A 16097-nucleotide genomic window follows, 5' to 3' on the forward strand; every position below is an offset into this window, starting at 1 on the left:
ATTGTGGACAGGTTATGTTCCTGGCATAAAGTGTCGCTGAGATTTCGTATTTTCCAGTAATTCTTTTTACAGTCATGATAATGAGAAAAAGTGATATTATCTGCAGAACAGAAAATTAAATGGTTATGTACATGACCTTTATCAATATGTGTTGTCAGGACATAGGAGTATTTTCCATCCAGTAAGCGATCCGCAAGTTCTTTGCCTATTTGATGGGCTTCCTCATAGGAAACTTCATCAGGGGAAAATGCCTGAATCAGATGAAATGCCTTATTTGTATTGTGCGGATCTCTGCAATCATGTGTATGATCCAAAGTGTATTTAAAATCAAGAGCGGCTGTTTCGGGAGAGCAGGCAAAGGAAGAAATATATAGATTCTGGTCTGTTTTATCTGGATTACAGATGTATTCTATTGCTTTATCAACGGTTGTTTTGATACCATGGATTTTTGTAACTGCCATATTTTTTCCATTAACTCCTTTATATCGTCCAGGTCCTTTGGGTAAACTGTATTGGTACTGTTTATACGATGGGTGATCTGATTCAAATTGCTGCTGATATTGCCCAGCAGGGTATTCATTTTTCGGATATGAGAGTAGTCTACTTCATATACAAATCCATATAAGATCATTTTCCGTAGAAAGGCAGATTTGCTTTTCATCCTGGAAAGACGATATTTTTCTTCTAAAATGTATTGTTCGTCATCATTCAAATAAAATTGTACGGGATGAATTCTGGTACGTTTGCTCATTGAAATCCTCCAATTCGTTTTTTCTATAAAAAAGAGTACAAAAAAACTGTCTAACCAGTTCGGCTATGACAGTTATGGTACTTGGTTTTTTGTTGGTTTGGACAGATGTATCTGTAAGTTATTTTAACAGGACTGGGTGAAAGCGTCAAATTAAGAAATTATAAAATATGAGAGGGCCAGGGATACTCCCTGATACATTTTGGTAGAATGAACCGGAAAGGGAATTTGACAAAATGAGCCAGTTGTCATGACACTGGCAGTGCTTGCTTCTTTTGGGGTGTAGCCTGCAAAGCAGGCTATGCAAAAGCTATAAAACATAAATGGAACTGTGAGAAGTGGTTGAGAATATAATCCTGATAGCGTATAATCAGAGCAAGAAATCGTAAGTGAGGGATAAATTTGAAACGTGAGGAAATTTTTCAATATGTGAAAGAGCAATATGGAACGGAACCGGAATATTTATGGAAAAAAGATCCTGATTCTGCGGTGCTTCGACATAAAAATGGAAAATGGTATGCTATAATTATGGCAGTGGAAAAGAAAATACTGGGATTAGAAGAAGATGGAAACATTGACATCCTGGATGTAAAATGTGATCCTGATCTGGTTGGGATGATTATTCAAACGTATGGATTTTTACCGGGGTATCATATGAATAAGCAACACTGGATTACGATTCTTTTGGATGAATCTGTTAGTGAAGCTAAGACGCTAGATTTTCTGGATATGAGTTATGATTTAATTGACAGTGGGAAGTAATTAAAATTAAAAAGGAAGCCTTTCAGAAAAATCTCTGATCGGCTCCCAGGTATTCATTCTGGATATGTATAAGTTGATCTTTGCAACAGGATATTTTCCCAATCTCGTTCATGGCGCAACACTCGGAGAATATGAATCTCTTTTGTTTCTTCCATTATAATATAAAAAATAATAGATGGCGGAAAAGATCTTTTATGTATGGAATATCCTCTGTACAGAATTTGAGTTCGGGGAAAGGCAGTACTGAACTGGCCTAAATTCTGCATTTGTTCTTTCAGATCAGATTGAAAACGGTCAGCACGTTGCTGGCCGAATTCTTCTTCAATATAATCTGCAATGTCTGTGACATCGTAAATTGCTTCCCAGGTTAAAATAATTTTATATTCTTGCATTTCTTCGTGCATCCCTTAATTCTGTGATTTTGCGAAAAGCATCTTCCAGTGGCAATTCACGACCAGCTTCCATATCATCAATTCCCCGGTCTAACATGCGGAGAAGATGATTGTTTTCCTGGTTTTTATCGGTTGTAGGGACTTTTTTTGTTAATTCCATGAAATCACTCCAATCATACGGTTTATAAATAGTGTATGTTGTTCAGAAGTATCTATCCATAGTTTAGCATAGAATGGGCAGCAATACAATTGAATTATTTTGCAGGAGCGTCCGTCAGACCAAGAAGATATTCACAGGAAACATTAAATACTTCGGCCAGTGCGACAACTTCGTAGTCGGGAACGAAACGTGTGCCTTGTTCAATTCGCAGGATTGCCAGATCATTAAAATCATATCCTGCAAGTTGTAATTTGGCAGCGAGTGTTTTCTGAGTAAGATTATGAGCCTTTCGTAATTCTTTTACCCGTTGTCCTATTCTGTTTTTACTGTTCGTTTTTTTATCCCAATAAATAATCATTCTGATCCTCAAAAGTTTCTAAAGATGAAGTATTATTATTGATTTTAAGGAAAAATATTGTTACTATACTTCTAAAGATGAAGTTTTTGGAAAGTTTATTTGATTTTTGAAATAAGAAAATGATAATGCTGCCTGTAATGAGAAATAATTCTAATGAGAGGTGGAAAGAAGATGAATGAATTTTATGAAGCAGTATCGAATTTATTTGAGGAATTGCGCTGTGACTCCGGAGAAAGAGAATATACAGTACAGCCGGAAGAATGGAAAGAAGCAGAGAAGAATTTGAAACAAATACAAAAGAAGCTGCCACTACATCTGGAAAAAATCCCAGAGCGTGAGCAGAATTTCTGGAATAAATATCTGGATCAGTTAGAACATTTCCATTATGAAGAGGAGCAGCGGGCTTATTACCAGGGAATGATGGATGTAGTTGAGTTTCTTATTAATATAGGGGCAATAAAGAAATCCACGAATGTTAAGAGAATGATAGAAAAATATGCACGTTAAGAGTGGCGGTATGGGAAACCATACCGCTTCTTCAGAATAATTCAGATAGAATTCAAATGAATTTCAGGGATCTTGTTTATCGTGGTCTGTAGGAATTTTGTATGTGCGCAGGTATGCTTCTACGATGGCAAGGATAGCGGTAATTTGCTCATCGTTGCATTTTGACAGGTACATGAGCAGGCGTTGATAATCAAGATTATCTGTATGATTGTTTGGATAAAACAATGGTTCAGGAGGAACATTTAAAGCGCGTACCAGTTTTCTGATTTTATGAAAACTGGGAACTCGGCCCCCATTTTCAATTTCCTTTAAATATCGGCTGGACATTTCTGCTTTTTCAGCTAATTCTTCATAAGTCAATTTTTGCTCGTGTCGGGCGTTCTTAAAAAACAATCCCAGTTCTTTATCTGTTTGTTTTGGCATATGATACACCTCCATGTTTAGTGTATAGTTCCCTTTATTGAAAGAAAATGAACTAATATTTCACTAAAAAAGAGGGTGATATTTCACTTTTTAAAAGACATATAAAATTCTAAATTTCCGTAAAACAGATCCGGAGTATTGGAAAAATTAAGAATTATATTGTCTGGTATCATATCCGTCATTACGTGACGGATTGATTGCTGAAGCACTGCAGACACTTACTGAAAAGAAAAGGAATGTTGTGTTATTATCATATTTTATGGATATGAGTGATGCAGACATTGCCAGAGAAATGAATCTTGTACGCAGCACAATTAATGAGCATCGTAGACGATCACTGGAACTGATGAGAAAAAATATGGAGGAATCTGCAAATGAAAAAAAGTAAAAAACAGAAATGCACATTTGATTTGCTGCCATTCCATGTTATTGAGGCAGCATCAACTGGTGATACTGAGGCAATCCAGGCAGTGTTGAAGCATTATGAAGGGTACATAACAGTTTTGGCTACCAGAAAAATGTTTGACGAATTTGGACAGGTGCATTACTGTGTAGATGAAACTCTGCGTCAACGCCTGGAAGCAAAACTGATTACTAAGACCTTGGGATTTGATACGAAATCATATGTAAGGAAAAGTAATCAGTAAAGGGAGTATTTAATATAGATTCCTTTTCCCCTTCAGGAATTTTTGTACCTTGAAAATTGTATATTGTTTTACATACAGGACGTGAAGATATGTAGAGCCACTAGGTAAATCCGCCATGATATATCTGCTCTGTTAATGGAGTAAATACGAGGAAATGCTGAAATATAACATTGAAGTAAAGGTATGGAGCGAGAAGAATTTGACAAAATGTGTAGCAGCTGCACAGGGCGACGAAGCATATCTGTGATAATGATACTTCCAGAAAAAATCTGGTCATATTTAATGACGGTGCAAAACCGATGTGGGCAGAGTACTGAACTGCCACCTGTATTGTAATTTTATCTGCCGATGACAGTGTATAAAATTGTAAATTGTCATGGGCAGATAAAAATGTTTTGTCCAAAGAGAAAAGGAGGAGAGAAGAGTGGCGATTAAAATTGAAAAAGGTAAGATTCCAATTTGGGAAAAATATATGCTTACGGTGGATGAAGCAGTGCAATATTTTGGAATAGGTGAAAAGAAAATAAGGATGCTTATTTCGGAACATCTAAATTCAGAATGTTGCTTTACAGTCCAGGTGGGGTGTAAGTCGTTGATTAACCGTAAGAAATTTGAGGCCTTTCTGGATCAGACTACGTCTTTGTAAAAAATATACGAATAATTTAGTGCTTTAAAGTGGAAATGTTAGCCCTGGTATGATATAATTCCTATATCGTGCTAGAGCCTGTTTGAAAAATCATTCCCGCAATCTGCACGCCCCACTTTGCGGGAGATTTCACCCGAATTCGGTTGCCGTAGCCCGCTACGGCGCCCTCATCCGAGCGAAATCTCCCACAAATTGTGACGCACATCTTGCAGAAAGCCTTTTTCAAACACGCTCTAGGAAGAGATGAATAGGATTGCAAAACCGGCATAGTATGATAAAATAATAGAAAAAAATTAAAAATAATCTGATTATAAGGTTCTTAGGAAGCCTGTTTTCCAGGCTGGTTATTACTAAGAAGTTACTAAATTTGGATAAGAAAATATACGAATTTATGCTGTGATATACAGGAAAATGACAGGATTGAAGATTATCGGAAAATGCCTGTAAACAGCGTGAATACAGCATTTCAAGGAGTTTTAAGCAATGATAAGAGTGTTATTTGTCTGCCACGGCAATATCTGCCGCAGCCCAATTTCTGAATTCGTTATGAAGGATATGGTTACGAAACGAGGCATCAAGGCTAAATTTTACATTGCGTCTGCAGCCACTAGTACAGAGGAAATCTGGAATGGAATCGGGAATCCGGTTTATCCGCCGGCAAAGCGGGAATTGGCAAAGCATGGGATTTCCTGCGAGGGGAAAAGAGCGGTACAGATCACCAAAGCAGATTATGGAAAATATGATTATATTCTGGGAATGGAAGAGAGAAACATTCGGAATATCTTGCGAATTGTAGGAAAGGATCCGGAAGGGAAAGTGAAGCTCTTACTGGATTATTCAGATAATCCCAGAGATATTGCTGATCCGTGGTATACGCGGGATTTTGAATCTACTTATAGAGATGTAGTAGAAGGCTGCGAAGGATTTCTTGCGTATCTGGAGAAAAATGAGAAGATATAGGTTGGAAGAGTATACGCAATATGATAAACGTAATGATGAAATAAAAATAGTAAAAACAAAAAAACAATGCAAAAATGTGCGTTTTGAACATTTTCTATTCCCTATTCTAGTGACAATTTATTCAACAGGACTACAATAACCTCAATCTAAGAATTTCGCAATGACGCTCTAATGCAATAAAAATATCATTAGAAAACACGTCTCATAAAATGTCAGAGGCGTGTTTTCTATATGATAAAACTTTAACAAAAATACAAAAAAACGGAAAATTGTGTTGATTTTATCCCTCAGATATGTATAATATAGGATAAGGAAAAAGGGAATCAATCCGGTTCCATTCCTTTGGTTTTGTACCATAGAGGCTGTGACCGCAGGTAATATTCTTTGATATGTATTACGGTGAGATGCGGACTGAAGCTATAAATCTGCATTCGCAGATGAATTCCATTTTAGAGAAAAGAGGTTAAGTGTAAGATGGCAAAAATCGATTTAACAAAGTATGGTATTACCGGAACTACAGAAATTGTTTACAACCCCTCTTATGAAATGTTATTTGAAGAGGAGACCAAACCAGGTCTTGAGGGCTTTGAAAAAGGACGGGTCAGCGAGCTTGGCGCTGTTAACGTTATGACAGGTATTTATACCGGACGTTCTCCTAAAGACAAATATATCGTAATGGATGAGAATTCTAAAGACACCGTATGGTGGACATCTGACGAATATAAGAATGATAACCATCCTGCATCACAGGAAGCATGGGAAGCAGTGAAAGAGATCGCTAAGAAAGAGCTCTCCGACAAGAGACTTTTCGTAGTTGATGCATTCTGCGGTGCTAACAAAGATACCCGTATGGCAATCCGTTTCATCGTTGAGGTTGCTTGGCAGGCACACTTTGTAACAAACATGTTCATCCAGCCTACAGAAGAAGAACTGAAAGACTTCGAGCCAGATTTCGTTGTTTACAACGCTTCCAAGGCTAAAGTAGAGAACTACAAAGAATTAGGTCTTAACTCTGAGACAGCTGTAATGTTCAACATTACAAGCCGTGAGCAGGTTATCGTCAATACATGGTATGGCGGAGAGATGAAGAAGGGTATGTTCTCCATGATGAACTACTATCTGCCGCTTAAGGGCATCGCTTCCATGCACTGCTCTGCAAATACAGATATGAACGGTGAGAACACCGCTATCTTCTTCGGCCTTTCAGGAACAGGTAAGACTACACTTTCCACAGATCCTAAGAGACTCCTTATCGGTGATGATGAGCACGGCTGGGACGACAATGGAGTGTTCAACTTCGAGGGCGGTTGCTATGCTAAGGTTATCAACCTTGACAAGGATTCTGAGCCGGATATTTACAATGCAATCAAGAGAAATGCTCTTCTTGAGAACGTTACACTTGACGCAGAAGGAAAGATTGATTTCGCTGATAAGAGCGTTACAGAGAACACTCGTGTATCTTATCCAATCAACCACATTGAGAAAATCGTTCGCCCGATTTCTTCCGCACCGGCTGCTAAGAATGTTATCTTCCTTTCCGCAGATGCATTCGGAGTACTTCCTCCAGTATCTATCCTGACACCAGAGCAGACTCAGTACTACTTCCTGTCTGGATTCACAGCTAAACTTGCTGGTACAGAGCGTGGAATCACAGAGCCTACACCTACATTCTCAGCTTGCTTCGGACAGGCATTCCTTGAACTGCATCCGACAAAATACGCTGAAGAGTTGGTTAAGAAAATGGAGAAGAGCGGAGCAAAAGCATACCTGGTTAATACAGGATGGAATGGAACCGGAAAACGTATCTCCATCAAAGATACTCGTGGTATTATCGATGCAATCCTCAGTGGCGCTATCTTAACAGCACCGACTAAGAAGATTCCATTCTTTAACTTTGAGGTTCCTACAGAGCTTACAGGCGTTGACACAGGTATCCTTGATCCTCGTGACACATACGCTGATGCTTCTGAGTGGGAAGTTAAAGCAAAAGATCTTGCAGATCGTTTCGTTAAGAACTTCAAGAAATATGAAGGAAATGCAGCTGGTAAAGCACTTGTTGCAGCTGGTCCTCAGGCATAATCATTTAAGATTATTTATGGGTCTGCCGTATTTACGGCAGGCCCTTTGTTGTTTATACTGGCAATATTTATAAAATGTTTTCCATGAATGAAGAAAACAACCACCACAGCTTGTTGCTATTCACTGTTAACGTCCCGCGAGGCGTTTTTTTGGTGAACAAAGTTTAAAGCAAATACGAGAATTACAGCGCGAAATCATGTGAACATGATTTCTGTGCATCGCGAAGCGTGCTGCTGTGAAGGTCGTGAACAGTAATAACAGCTTTTATTGCAAGGGAAAATTGTCGATAGAAAATCCTTTACAAACACATTCATATCTTATATACTATCCATACAGCAACTCAAATGGAAGCCTTATCTATTTCTAAATATCTGCTTCCATCTTTTATTTCAAATACGGATCATTTGCAGTGCACAGCAAGGTCAGTATTCGTTAGGGCATTTCGCCCGTTTTTATCAAGAAAGGAATTATATATGAGCAGAGAGTATGAGGTATTTGTGGAGAGTCTGCGCCAATCTCTAATGGAACGGCTTGGACTTAATGAGAAACAGATTTACTTTGAAGAACGGGACGAAAATGGCATGACACCAAACGGCGACCGGCTGTTTGTAGAGTGCAATGCGTCTTCAGTGGGAAAAGAAGTCTGCGGAATTCACACGGAAGAGCTTTTTGAGGATTATGAGGATGGTGTTTCACTGGAACAGATTGCAAAAACAGTGGAAAGTGAAATACGTAAATTAAAAACAGCTGGATTTTTTGAGAAAACCAAAAATCTGAATAACTACGAAAAGGTGAAAAATGATCTTTTTATCCGGGCACTTAATGTAGAACGCCATGAACGGGAACTGTCGAAGGCAGTATACCGTGTAGTGGGCGATATTGCACTTGTGCTATACATGCAGGTGGGAAATTTGGATGGCCGGATCAGCAGCATGAAAATACGCACGGATAACATAAAAGAATGGGGAAAGGATGAAAAGACAGTTTTTGACGCAGCTCTTCTAAACACGTATTTTATTTCGCCGCCCAGAATTTTTTATTGGGAAAAACTGGTCTACAATCCAGATTATGATGGAGAATGCTTCATGGATCTGAACCATGAATTCTATCTGACAAGGGACAGCATCGGAAGCTGTCTGAGCACTGCCAGAAGGACAAACGGAGCCGTTGCAATATTCTTGCCAGGCGTGGCCAAAAGGCTTGCAGATCTGATGGATGCAGATTTCTATATGGTTTTTACGAGCATTCATGAGGTGATGATCCACAACGCTGATCATTCCTATCCGGAGGATCTTGAAAATGTTTTGAGAGAAACTTTGCGGGAGGCAACTCCGGAAGAAGATTTTCTCACGGACAAAATATACAGATATTGTAGAGAGACCGGAGATTTTCTGATGTATAAAGGCACCGTATTTATTGATTTAAACAAGTTGAAATCTGACAGTGAAGAGAACGGATAAACAGATAGAAACAAGTGTAGTTACGTCATTTTCGGACTTTTTGTACAATGGGTGTTTTCGGCAGAAATTTTGATTGCAAAAAAGAACTGCAGTCAGATTGTAAACCAATCTGCTGCAGTTTCTAAAAACCAAATTATGAATTTCTATCCGAGAATTGCGGAATCGTTGGAGAACTCTTCTCCGCTGGCTTCCTCAAATTTATCAAGAAGCTGTTTTACGGTAAGCTTTTTCTTTTCTTCTCCTTGGATATCAAGAATGATTTTTCCGTTCATCATCATGATCAGGCGGTTGCCGTGAGCAATGGCGTCCTTCATGTTATGTGTGATCATCAGTGTAGTAAGGTGATCGCGGTTGACAATCCTGTCTGTGATATCCAGCACCTTGGCAGCTGTTTTGGGGTCAAGGGCTGCGGTATGCTCATCAAGAAGGAGAAGCTTTGGCTTCTGAAGGGTTGCCATGAGAAGCGTAAGTGCCTGTCTCTGACCTCCGGAAAGAAGACCCACCTTAGAGGTAAGACGATCTTCAAGACCAAGATTCAGAATCTTCAGAAGCTCTTTGTACTCTTCTCGTTCGGCTTTTGTAATACCAGAACGAAGAAATCTTGTTTTTCCGCGGCGTTTTGCAAGGGCAAGATTTTCTTCAATACCCATGGTAGCAGCAGTTCCGGTCATGGGATCCTGAAATACACGTCCCAGATAAGCTGCTCGCTTGTACTCGGAAAGTTTGGTGACATCTGTTCCGTCAATGATGATCTGTCCCTCGTCTACTGGCCATACACCGGCAACTGCGTTCAGCATTGTGGATTTTCCGGCACCGTTGCCGCCGATGACAGTAACAAAGTCGCCTTCATTTAATTTCAGGGAAAGTCCGTTCAGAGCCACCTTTTCGTTGATGGTTCCTGGATTAAAGGTTTTATATATGTTTTTGATCTCAAGCATTGTTCTTACCTCCGCGTTTTGCTGGTTTTGCGAAATATTTTCCCTTCCAGTAAGGCACTGCCAGGAAGACAGCAACTACAAGTGCAGACAGCATTTTCAGAAGGTCAGTGTCGATACCCATCCAGATAACAGTCTGGAGAACCAGATAGTAGAGAATGGAACCAAATGCTACGGCCAGAAGACGGAGCGCGAAATTGCGGAAAATACGGCTGAAAATCGCTTCACCGATAATAACAGCAGCAAGTCCGATTACGATAGCACCACGTCCCATATTGACGTCTGCAAATCCCTGATACTGTGCAAGCAAGGCGCTGGAAAGAGCAACAAGTCCGTTGGAAATCATAAGTCCAAGTACTTTGCAAAAATCAGTGTTGATACCCTGTGCACGGGACATGTTTGGATTGCATCCGGTAGCACGGAGGGAACATCCAAGCTCTGTTCCGAAAAACCAGTAAAGAACTGCGATGATCACAACAATAAATAAAGCGACGATAAGAATTGTGTTCTGAGTGATCGGTACATTTTTTATACGGCGTAAGGAAATCAGAATCGGGTATTTATCAACGTTGATAGCCTGGTTTGCTTTTCCCATGATTTTCAGGTTAACAGAGTACAGGGAAAGCTGTGTCAGGATTCCAGCAAGGATGGCCGGGATTCCCATAAAGGTATGGAAAATACCGGTAACAAGACCAGCTGTCATACCAGCCAAAGTGGCAACTAAAAGAGATACCCATACGTTATGTCCGCTGGTCATCATCATGACGCAGACAGCACCTCCGGTACACATGGTACCGTCTACGGTCAGATCGGCGATGTCAAGGACACGGAATGTAAGATATACGCCAATAGCCATAATACCCCAGATCAGACCCTGGGCAGCGGCACCCGGAAGTGCCATGATTAAGTTTGCAATTTGCATGTCTTTATCCTCCTGCATGCGTGATTTGTTTGCTGGAGCGTGTTTGAAAAAACATTTTCGCAATTTGTACGCCCCACTGTGCGGTATATTTTGCCTGAATTCGGTTGTCGTAGCCCGTTACGACGACCTCACCCGGACAAAATCTCCCACAAATTGTGACACACATCTTGCAGAAAGCCTTTTACAAATACACTCTGGTGTTCACTGTGTGAACATCAACATTTGTTTTGTGGACAAATGTTTGAAAAAGACAGTTACTGGAATCTTTATAGTGTTTTGTATGTGGAGTAACTGGCTTTTTGTTATTTACGTAAACAGAAATATTCATTTTGGAAGAAATGCTATTTTATGCATAATTATGCATAAAATATACTTAAAAATACATTCCTTCAGAAACGACACAAACAGCGAGAGAGGCTTCCCTTCCCGCTGTCTGTGTTGATTACTGTCAGAGTCTTTTGACAAGCTCTAAAAGCAACTGAATGTCTAAATTAACTGTCAAACAAATATGAAAATTTTTATTGTGCATTACTGCATATGTTATAAACCAGTAATTATTCTGCGTCAGCACCGATTGCAACATAGTCATCCGGAACTTCAATTCCCAGCTCAGCACAGATGTCTGCATTGTATTCTTTTGTGAAGTTTGGTGCATATTCGATTGGCATTGTAGAGATATCTTCACCATCTTTCAGAATTTTAACTGCCATTTCACCAGTTGCTTTTCCAAGATCATAGTAGCTGATGGAAAGTGTAGCAACACCGCATCCGGAGCAGATTCCTTCTTCACCTGCGATTACCGGAACCTTTGCCGGAAGGCAGATGTTGTTGATCAGCTCTGTGTTGGAAGCTGCTGTGTTATCGGTAGGAACATAGATAACGTCACTGTCTGCAACTGCATTTGTTACAACAGAAGAAATATCGTTGGAGTCAGAGAATGCGTAGTATTCGCAAGTGTATCCAAGATCTTCAAGAGCTGCCTTCACCGTATCAACCTGATACTGGGAGTTTGGTTCTGCGGAGCAGTACAGAAGTCCTACAGTCTTAGCATCCGGGAAAAGTTCATTCAGCATTGCTGCCTGCTGGTCGAGAGGAGCAAGGTCTGAAGTACCGGAAATATTGCCGCCTACAGTACCATCAAAATCTGTAAGGTCAAGAGCTACGCCATACTCTGTAACTGCAGTTCCAAGAATCGGGATATCGCTTGTTCCGGCAGCAGCTGCCTGAAGAGAAGCAGTAGCATTTGCAAGGATAAGGTCTACGTTACTGGATACGAAGTTGTTGATGATCGTACTACATGTTGCGGAATCACCCTGTGCATTCTGCTCATCAAATGTTACGTTTTCTTCGCCAAGACCTTCTTTTACTGCATCTTCAAATCCCTGTGTTGCTGCATCCAGTGCTTCGTGCTGAACTAACTGGCAGATACCAATATTGTATGTTTTCTGCTCTTCAGCGTGTACGGTTACTGTACCTGCAAGACCTGCTACCATAGCTCCGGTCAGAATTACTGACAAAACCTTTCTTTTCATATTTTATTTCCTCCTTAAAAAGTGTTTTCGTGTTTTAAAGTGCTTTTTCTGCTTTAAAGTATTGCCTGCACAAAATAATACCGCTTTAAAGCGTAAAAGTCAAGTCGCTTTTGTAATTTTTTCACATATCCTAATAGAGAAATAGTATTTGAAAAGGAAATTTTGACATGCCATATTCTATTATGATTGACGCCGGGCATGGCGGCAACGACCCGGGAGCGGTATATAAAGGGCGCAGAGAGAAAGATGACAATTTTGCTCTGGCTATGGAGGTTGGAAGAATTCTGTCTGAAAACGGAGTTGATGTTTTATATACAAGAACTACAGATGATTACATTTCTCCTTTTGAGCGGGCAAGGCTGGCAAATGAGGCAAAAGTGGATTTTTTTATCTCTTTTCACAGGAACAGCAGCCCTGAGGTGAATCAGTATAATGGTGTAGAAGTGCTGGTTTATGATAAAAACGGAATTAAGTATGAAATGGCACAGAATATTGTAGGTGCTCTGGGCGAATTGGGATTCCGTGAAATTGGAGTTCAGGCAAGACCGGGCCTTGTTGTGCTGCGAAAAACAAAAATGCCGGCGTTGCTTATTGAAACTGGATTTTTAAATTCTGACAAAGATAATCAGCTTTATGATGAAAAAAATGCTGAGATCGCGCAGGCTATTGTCGGGGCGATTCTTGGAACTCTGGATCAGCAGCAGGGTGAAGAACCTTTGTATTACCGTGTACAGACTGGAGCTTTTCGCAAACGGGAAAATGCGGATCGAATGCTTTACTTGCTTCAGGAAAAAGGTTATCCGGCATATATTTTGCAGGATGGAGAACTTTATAAGGTTCAGGTAGGTGCATTTTTACAGCTGGATAATGCTATCCGTATGGAACAGAAATTGCGGGAGGATGGGTACTGTACGTTGATTGTGACGAAGTGAAAAGAAAGTAGAAAAAAGCAGGAAAAAAAGTTATAATGGAAAATCATAAGTGCAGGGGAAAGTCCTCTGGCAGAAAGAAGGAACAAAAGCGTGAATTATAATGAATTTATGAAAAATGTGGAGGAGTTTGTTTTTGCCGAGAGCCAGCCGGAAAAAGCAGATATCATTTTCGTGCCGGGAAATGGTTTCCCGGATATGGCAGAAAAAGCAGCTTCTTTATATAGAGAAGGATATGCCCCCTATATTTTGCCAAGCGGAAGATACAGTATTACACTTGGCAAATTTGCAGGTGTGCAGTCAAAAAAAGAAATATATGGTGGAGATTATGAGACGGAATGGGAATTCCTGAAAAATGTACTTTTGAAAAACGGAGTTCCGGAAGAGGCTATTCTGAGAGAGGATCAGGCTACCTTTACCTATGAAAATGCAATTTTTTCCAGGCAGGTGACAGACCTTCACAAAATTCAGGTGAAAAAAGCGATTCTGTGCTGCAAAACTTACCATGCCAGAAGATCATTGATGTATTATCAGCTTTTATATCCGGAGACGGTAATTATGGTATGTCCGGCCTGCCCGGATGGAATTACCAGGGAGAACTGGAGAGAGACAGAAACTGGTGTGGAGGCTGTTACCGGCGAAATAGACAGGATTGTCAAGCAGTTTTGTTTAATGCTGGGAAATCGGTGAGATAAGAAAAATCCGAATGATCCGTTTTGGAAACATTCGGATTTTTACAATTGAAATCTACCGGAAATACAGGCATTTGCAGGCTTGCAGATTATGAAAAAATCAGCAGTATGACAGATTTATTTATGCGTCAGCAGCTTCTGGATTTTCTTTATGCTCTGGCAGCCAGATATGCACCAGTTCAATACGGTTCTTATCCAGTTCATCTACAACAAGATGCATGCCGTCTTCCAAAGTGACAGATTCGCCCTCGCGTGGGAGGCAGTCAAGCTGTTCAATAATATATCCGCCTACAGAATCGTAGTCCTCTGATTCAAGTTTGGTACCCAGTGCTTCGTTGACATCATCCAGTTTGGCAGAACCAAGAACTTCATACTCCCGGCCAGGCTGAATCTCACGGATCGGTTCTTCCTCATCTTCGTCATATTCATCACGGATTTCACCTACGATTTCCTCCAGAAGATCCTCAAGAGTGACAAGACCGGCAGTGGAGCCGTATTCGTCGAGAACAATTGCAAGGTTTACGGAAGCTTTTCTCATTTCCATCATAAGATCTGTGGTACGCTTATATTCATAAGTGAAATATGGCTCACGGAGAATCTTGCGGATAGAAAACTGTTCATTTTCCGGATAGAGAAGAAGATCCTTAATATTGATAATTCCAATTACATTGTCTGTGTTATCCTCATAAACAGGAAAACGGGTGTGCATATCTTCTTTAAAAATATCCATAAGTTCCTGATAAGTGGAATCCACGTCAATAAAAGTCATGTCAATTCTGGGAATCATTACATCTTTGGCAGCAGAATCACCGAAATCAAACACATTGTAGATCATCTGCTTTTCTTCCCTCTCAATAACACCGTTTTCCTGCCCTGCATTTACCATAGAACGAAGCTCATGCTCTGTGATGGTGTCCTTCTTCGCATTGGGATCAACACGAAGGAGAAAAAGAATGCCGTTAGCCAGTTTTCCCACAATGTAAATAACCGGGGTCAGTACTGTCATAAGCGCATATATAGGTCTGGCATAGGTGAGCGCCAGATCATCCGCTTTCAGTGTGGCAATGGTCTTCGGGGTAATCTCGCCAAACAGAAGTACCAGTAATGTCATAACGCCGGTAGCCACGCCGATATACATGCTCCCAAATACTTTCATGGTAAAAGTGGTAGCAAGGGAAGAGGCTGCAATGTTTACAATGTTGTTTCCGATTAAAATTGTGCTGAGCATTTTTCCAGAATTGGAAATTATTTTCTCCAGGATAATGGCTCGCTTGTTTCCCTGTTCAGCCAGGGAATGGATCCGAATGCGGTTGGCAGCCGTCATGGATGTCTCCGCAGAGGAAAAGAAGGCGGACAACAGCACCAGAATCAGTATGGTGACCGCCTGTATAGGGACACTTGAATCCAAACTATATTCACTCCTTTTTTTATGTATTAAAAAGAATATACATGATTCAGGCTTAAAATGCAAGGAAAAAGTATTTGAGTTTATGGATTGCGAAAAGTAACGAAAAAAGTGGAATTGGGGGTGTCGAAAAAGAAAGAACTGTGTTATAATTCAGTTCGGTAAAAAAATAAATTATTACAAAATGTTTACAAAAGAGTAAAGATTTGATATAGTGTAGATTAAGGGCTGAATAAATAGCTACTGTGAATCACAGTGTGAAAATTCACCTGTTTATAATTTGAGATTGATTTTGGACAGTTGTACTGCCTTTGGATTATATAGATTTTATGATTGATGTGGATTTGGCTAGAGTGTGTTTGAAAAAGGCTTTCTGCAAGATGTGCGTCACAATTTGTGGGAGATTTCGCTCGAATGAGGGCGCCGTAGCGGGCTACGGCAACTGAATTCAGGTGAAATCTCCCGCAAAGTGGGGCGTGCAGATTGCGGGAATGATTTTTCAAACAGGCTCTAGGGATATGGGCAGTTACATTTAATATA

The 16097-nt window shown here is 40.2% G+C and carries 22 protein-coding genes and 4 pseudogenes; 13 read left to right on the plus strand and 13 right to left on the minus strand.

The features are described 5' to 3' along the window. The coding region (locus I4V84_RS06785) for a relaxase/mobilization nuclease domain-containing protein (protein ID WP_195991466.1) at positions 1-461 on the minus strand (461 nt) is incomplete at its 3' end. Next, positions 410-751, minus strand: a complete 342-nt coding sequence (mobC, locus tag I4V84_RS06790) for a plasmid mobilization relaxosome protein MobC (RefSeq protein ID WP_005426517.1) — start codon at positions 749-751, stop codon at positions 410-412. The genes mobC and I4V84_RS06785, both read right to left, overlap by 52 nt. Positions 752-1150: 399 nt before the next feature. On the opposite strand from mobC, the gene I4V84_RS06795 reads away from it, so the two are divergent. After that, a complete protein-coding gene (locus I4V84_RS06795) occupies positions 1151-1510 on the plus strand; it encodes an MmcQ/YjbR family DNA-binding protein (RefSeq protein ID WP_118576224.1) in 360 nt (119 codons plus the stop codon). A gap of 53 nt (positions 1511-1563) precedes the next feature. Here I4V84_RS06795 and I4V84_RS06800 read toward each other — a convergent pair whose 3' ends face one another. From I4V84_RS06800 to I4V84_RS06810, 3 genes are all read right to left on the minus strand, one after another. Beyond that, entirely contained in the window at positions 1564-1914 is a 351-nt protein-coding gene (locus tag I4V84_RS06800; RefSeq protein ID WP_242858909.1) for a type II toxin-antitoxin system RelE/ParE family toxin, read from the minus strand. Further along, positions 1889-2062 carry a hypothetical protein gene (locus I4V84_RS06805; RefSeq protein WP_005426514.1) on the minus strand — a complete coding sequence of 58 codons (174 nt, stop codon included), beginning with the start codon at positions 2060-2062 and terminating at the stop codon, positions 1889-1891. Before I4V84_RS06805 ends, I4V84_RS06800 begins: the two co-directional genes overlap by 26 nt. Positions 2063-2156: 94 nt before the next feature. After that, positions 2157-2420, minus strand: coding sequence for a helix-turn-helix transcriptional regulator (locus tag I4V84_RS06810; RefSeq protein WP_015541275.1), 264 nt, complete (start codon positions 2418-2420; stop codon positions 2157-2159). A gap of 171 nt (positions 2421-2591) precedes the next feature. Between I4V84_RS06810 and I4V84_RS06815 the strand changes: the two genes are divergently transcribed. Then, positions 2592-2927 (plus strand): hypothetical protein, encoded by a 336-nt coding sequence (locus I4V84_RS06815; RefSeq protein ID WP_005426510.1) that lies wholly within the window; start codon positions 2592-2594, stop codon positions 2925-2927. 63 nt (positions 2928-2990) lie between these two features. Here the strand turns inward: I4V84_RS06815 and I4V84_RS06820 are convergent, their stop codons facing one another. Next, positions 2991-3350 carry a helix-turn-helix transcriptional regulator gene (locus I4V84_RS06820; RefSeq protein ID WP_015524620.1) on the minus strand — a complete coding sequence of 120 codons (360 nt, stop codon included), beginning with the start codon at positions 3348-3350 and terminating at the stop codon, positions 2991-2993. Between the two features lie 241 nt (positions 3351-3591). On the opposite strand from I4V84_RS06820, the gene I4V84_RS06825 reads away from it, so the two are divergent. The 3 genes from I4V84_RS06825 to I4V84_RS06835 all read left to right on the plus strand — a co-directional run bounded on the left by I4V84_RS06825 (position 3592) and on the right by I4V84_RS06835 (position 4643). Then, a complete protein-coding gene (locus I4V84_RS06825; RefSeq protein WP_330655682.1) occupies positions 3592-3738 on the plus strand; it encodes a hypothetical protein in 147 nt (48 codons plus the stop codon). After that, entirely contained in the window at positions 3725-3997 is a 273-nt protein-coding gene (locus I4V84_RS06830; RefSeq protein ID WP_059085550.1) for a helix-turn-helix domain-containing protein, read from the plus strand. Before I4V84_RS06825 ends, I4V84_RS06830 begins: the two co-directional genes overlap by 14 nt. Positions 3998-4421: 424 nt before the next feature. Continuing rightward, a complete protein-coding gene (locus I4V84_RS06835; protein WP_021650362.1) occupies positions 4422-4643 on the plus strand; it encodes an excisionase in 222 nt (73 codons plus the stop codon). Positions 4644-4704: 61 nt separating this feature from the next. Here I4V84_RS06835 and I4V84_RS20360 read toward each other — a convergent pair. Then, positions 4705-4809 (minus strand): annotated as a pseudogene (locus I4V84_RS20360) (DUF6783 domain-containing protein); the annotation flags it as partial. On the opposite strand from I4V84_RS20360, the pseudogene I4V84_RS20365 reads away from it, so the two are divergent. The 4 genes and pseudogenes from I4V84_RS20365 to I4V84_RS06850 form a co-directional block, all read left to right on the plus strand. Beyond that, positions 4786-4890 (plus strand): annotated as a pseudogene (locus tag I4V84_RS20365) (DUF6783 domain-containing protein); the annotation flags it as partial. The pseudogenes I4V84_RS20360 and I4V84_RS20365 overlap by 24 nt on opposite strands. A gap of 236 nt (positions 4891-5126) precedes the next feature. Continuing rightward, on the plus strand, positions 5127-5603 hold the full coding sequence (locus I4V84_RS06840) for a low molecular weight protein-tyrosine-phosphatase (protein WP_148461931.1): 477 nt from the start codon (positions 5127-5129) through the stop codon (positions 5601-5603). A 474-nt stretch (positions 5604-6077) separates the two neighbouring features. Then, positions 6078-7682 carry a phosphoenolpyruvate carboxykinase (ATP) gene (gene pckA, locus I4V84_RS06845; protein WP_148461930.1) on the plus strand — a complete coding sequence of 535 codons (1605 nt, stop codon included), beginning with the start codon at positions 6078-6080 and terminating at the stop codon, positions 7680-7682. Between the two features lie 473 nt (positions 7683-8155). Then, positions 8156-9142, plus strand: a complete 987-nt coding sequence (locus I4V84_RS06850; RefSeq protein WP_118578494.1) for a DUF5688 family protein — start codon at positions 8156-8158, stop codon at positions 9140-9142. A 143-nt stretch (positions 9143-9285) separates the two neighbouring features. Here the strand turns inward: I4V84_RS06850 and I4V84_RS06855 are convergent, their stop codons facing one another. Genes I4V84_RS06855 through I4V84_RS20370 form a run of 3 tightly spaced genes read right to left on the minus strand, consistent with a single transcriptional unit; the run spans position 9286 to position 11165 of the window. Further along, on the minus strand, positions 9286-10080 hold the full coding sequence (locus I4V84_RS06855) for an ABC transporter ATP-binding protein (protein WP_118578495.1): 795 nt from the start codon (positions 10078-10080) through the stop codon (positions 9286-9288). Further along, on the minus strand, positions 10073-10999 hold the full coding sequence (locus tag I4V84_RS06860; protein ID WP_118578496.1) for an ABC transporter permease: 927 nt from the start codon (positions 10997-10999) through the stop codon (positions 10073-10075). The genes I4V84_RS06855 and I4V84_RS06860 overlap by 8 nt, the downstream gene beginning before the upstream one ends. A gap of 4 nt (positions 11000-11003) precedes the next feature. Further along, entirely contained in the window at positions 11004-11165 is a 162-nt protein-coding gene (locus I4V84_RS20370; RefSeq protein ID WP_306467811.1) for a DUF6783 domain-containing protein, read from the minus strand. Between I4V84_RS20370 and I4V84_RS20375 the strand changes: the two genes are divergently transcribed. Next, positions 11094-11441, plus strand: a complete 348-nt coding sequence (locus I4V84_RS20375) for a DUF6783 domain-containing protein (RefSeq protein WP_319017311.1) — start codon at positions 11094-11096, stop codon at positions 11439-11441. The genes I4V84_RS20370 and I4V84_RS20375 overlap by 72 nt on opposite strands. A 112-nt stretch (positions 11442-11553) precedes the next feature. On the opposite strand, the gene I4V84_RS06865 is transcribed toward I4V84_RS20375, so the two are convergent. Beyond that, positions 11554-12531, minus strand: coding sequence for an ABC transporter substrate-binding protein (locus I4V84_RS06865; RefSeq protein ID WP_173715881.1), 978 nt, complete (start codon positions 12529-12531; stop codon positions 11554-11556). 167 nt (positions 12532-12698) lie between these two features. Here I4V84_RS06865 and I4V84_RS06870 point away from each other — a divergent pair, with 167 nt between their 5' ends. After that, positions 12699-13463, plus strand: coding sequence for an N-acetylmuramoyl-L-alanine amidase (locus I4V84_RS06870; protein WP_195991467.1), 765 nt, complete (start codon positions 12699-12701; stop codon positions 13461-13463). Between the two features lie 90 nt (positions 13464-13553). Further along, positions 13554-14150 (plus strand): YdcF family protein, encoded by a 597-nt coding sequence (locus tag I4V84_RS06875; protein ID WP_330386275.1) that lies wholly within the window; start codon positions 13554-13556, stop codon positions 14148-14150. A 123-nt stretch (positions 14151-14273) separates the two neighbouring features. On the opposite strand, the gene I4V84_RS06880 is transcribed toward I4V84_RS06875, so the two are convergent. Beyond that, entirely contained in the window at positions 14274-15560 is a 1287-nt protein-coding gene (locus tag I4V84_RS06880) for a hemolysin family protein (RefSeq protein ID WP_195991468.1), read from the minus strand. Between the two features lie 218 nt (positions 15561-15778). Next, positions 15779-16000: pseudogene (locus I4V84_RS20380) on the minus strand (DUF6783 domain-containing protein); the annotation flags it as partial. Between I4V84_RS20380 and I4V84_RS20385 the strand changes: the two are divergent. After that, positions 15938-16093, plus strand: a pseudogene (locus tag I4V84_RS20385) (DUF6783 domain-containing protein). The pseudogenes I4V84_RS20380 and I4V84_RS20385 overlap by 63 nt on opposite strands. The last annotated feature ends 4 nt before the right edge of the window (positions 16094-16097 follow it).

The sequence above is a fragment of the Ruminococcus sp. 1001713B170207_170306_F1 genome (genome assembly GCF_015668065.1).
In the GTDB taxonomy this organism is placed as follows: domain Bacteria; phylum Bacillota; class Clostridia; order Lachnospirales; family Lachnospiraceae; genus Blautia_A; species Blautia_A faecis.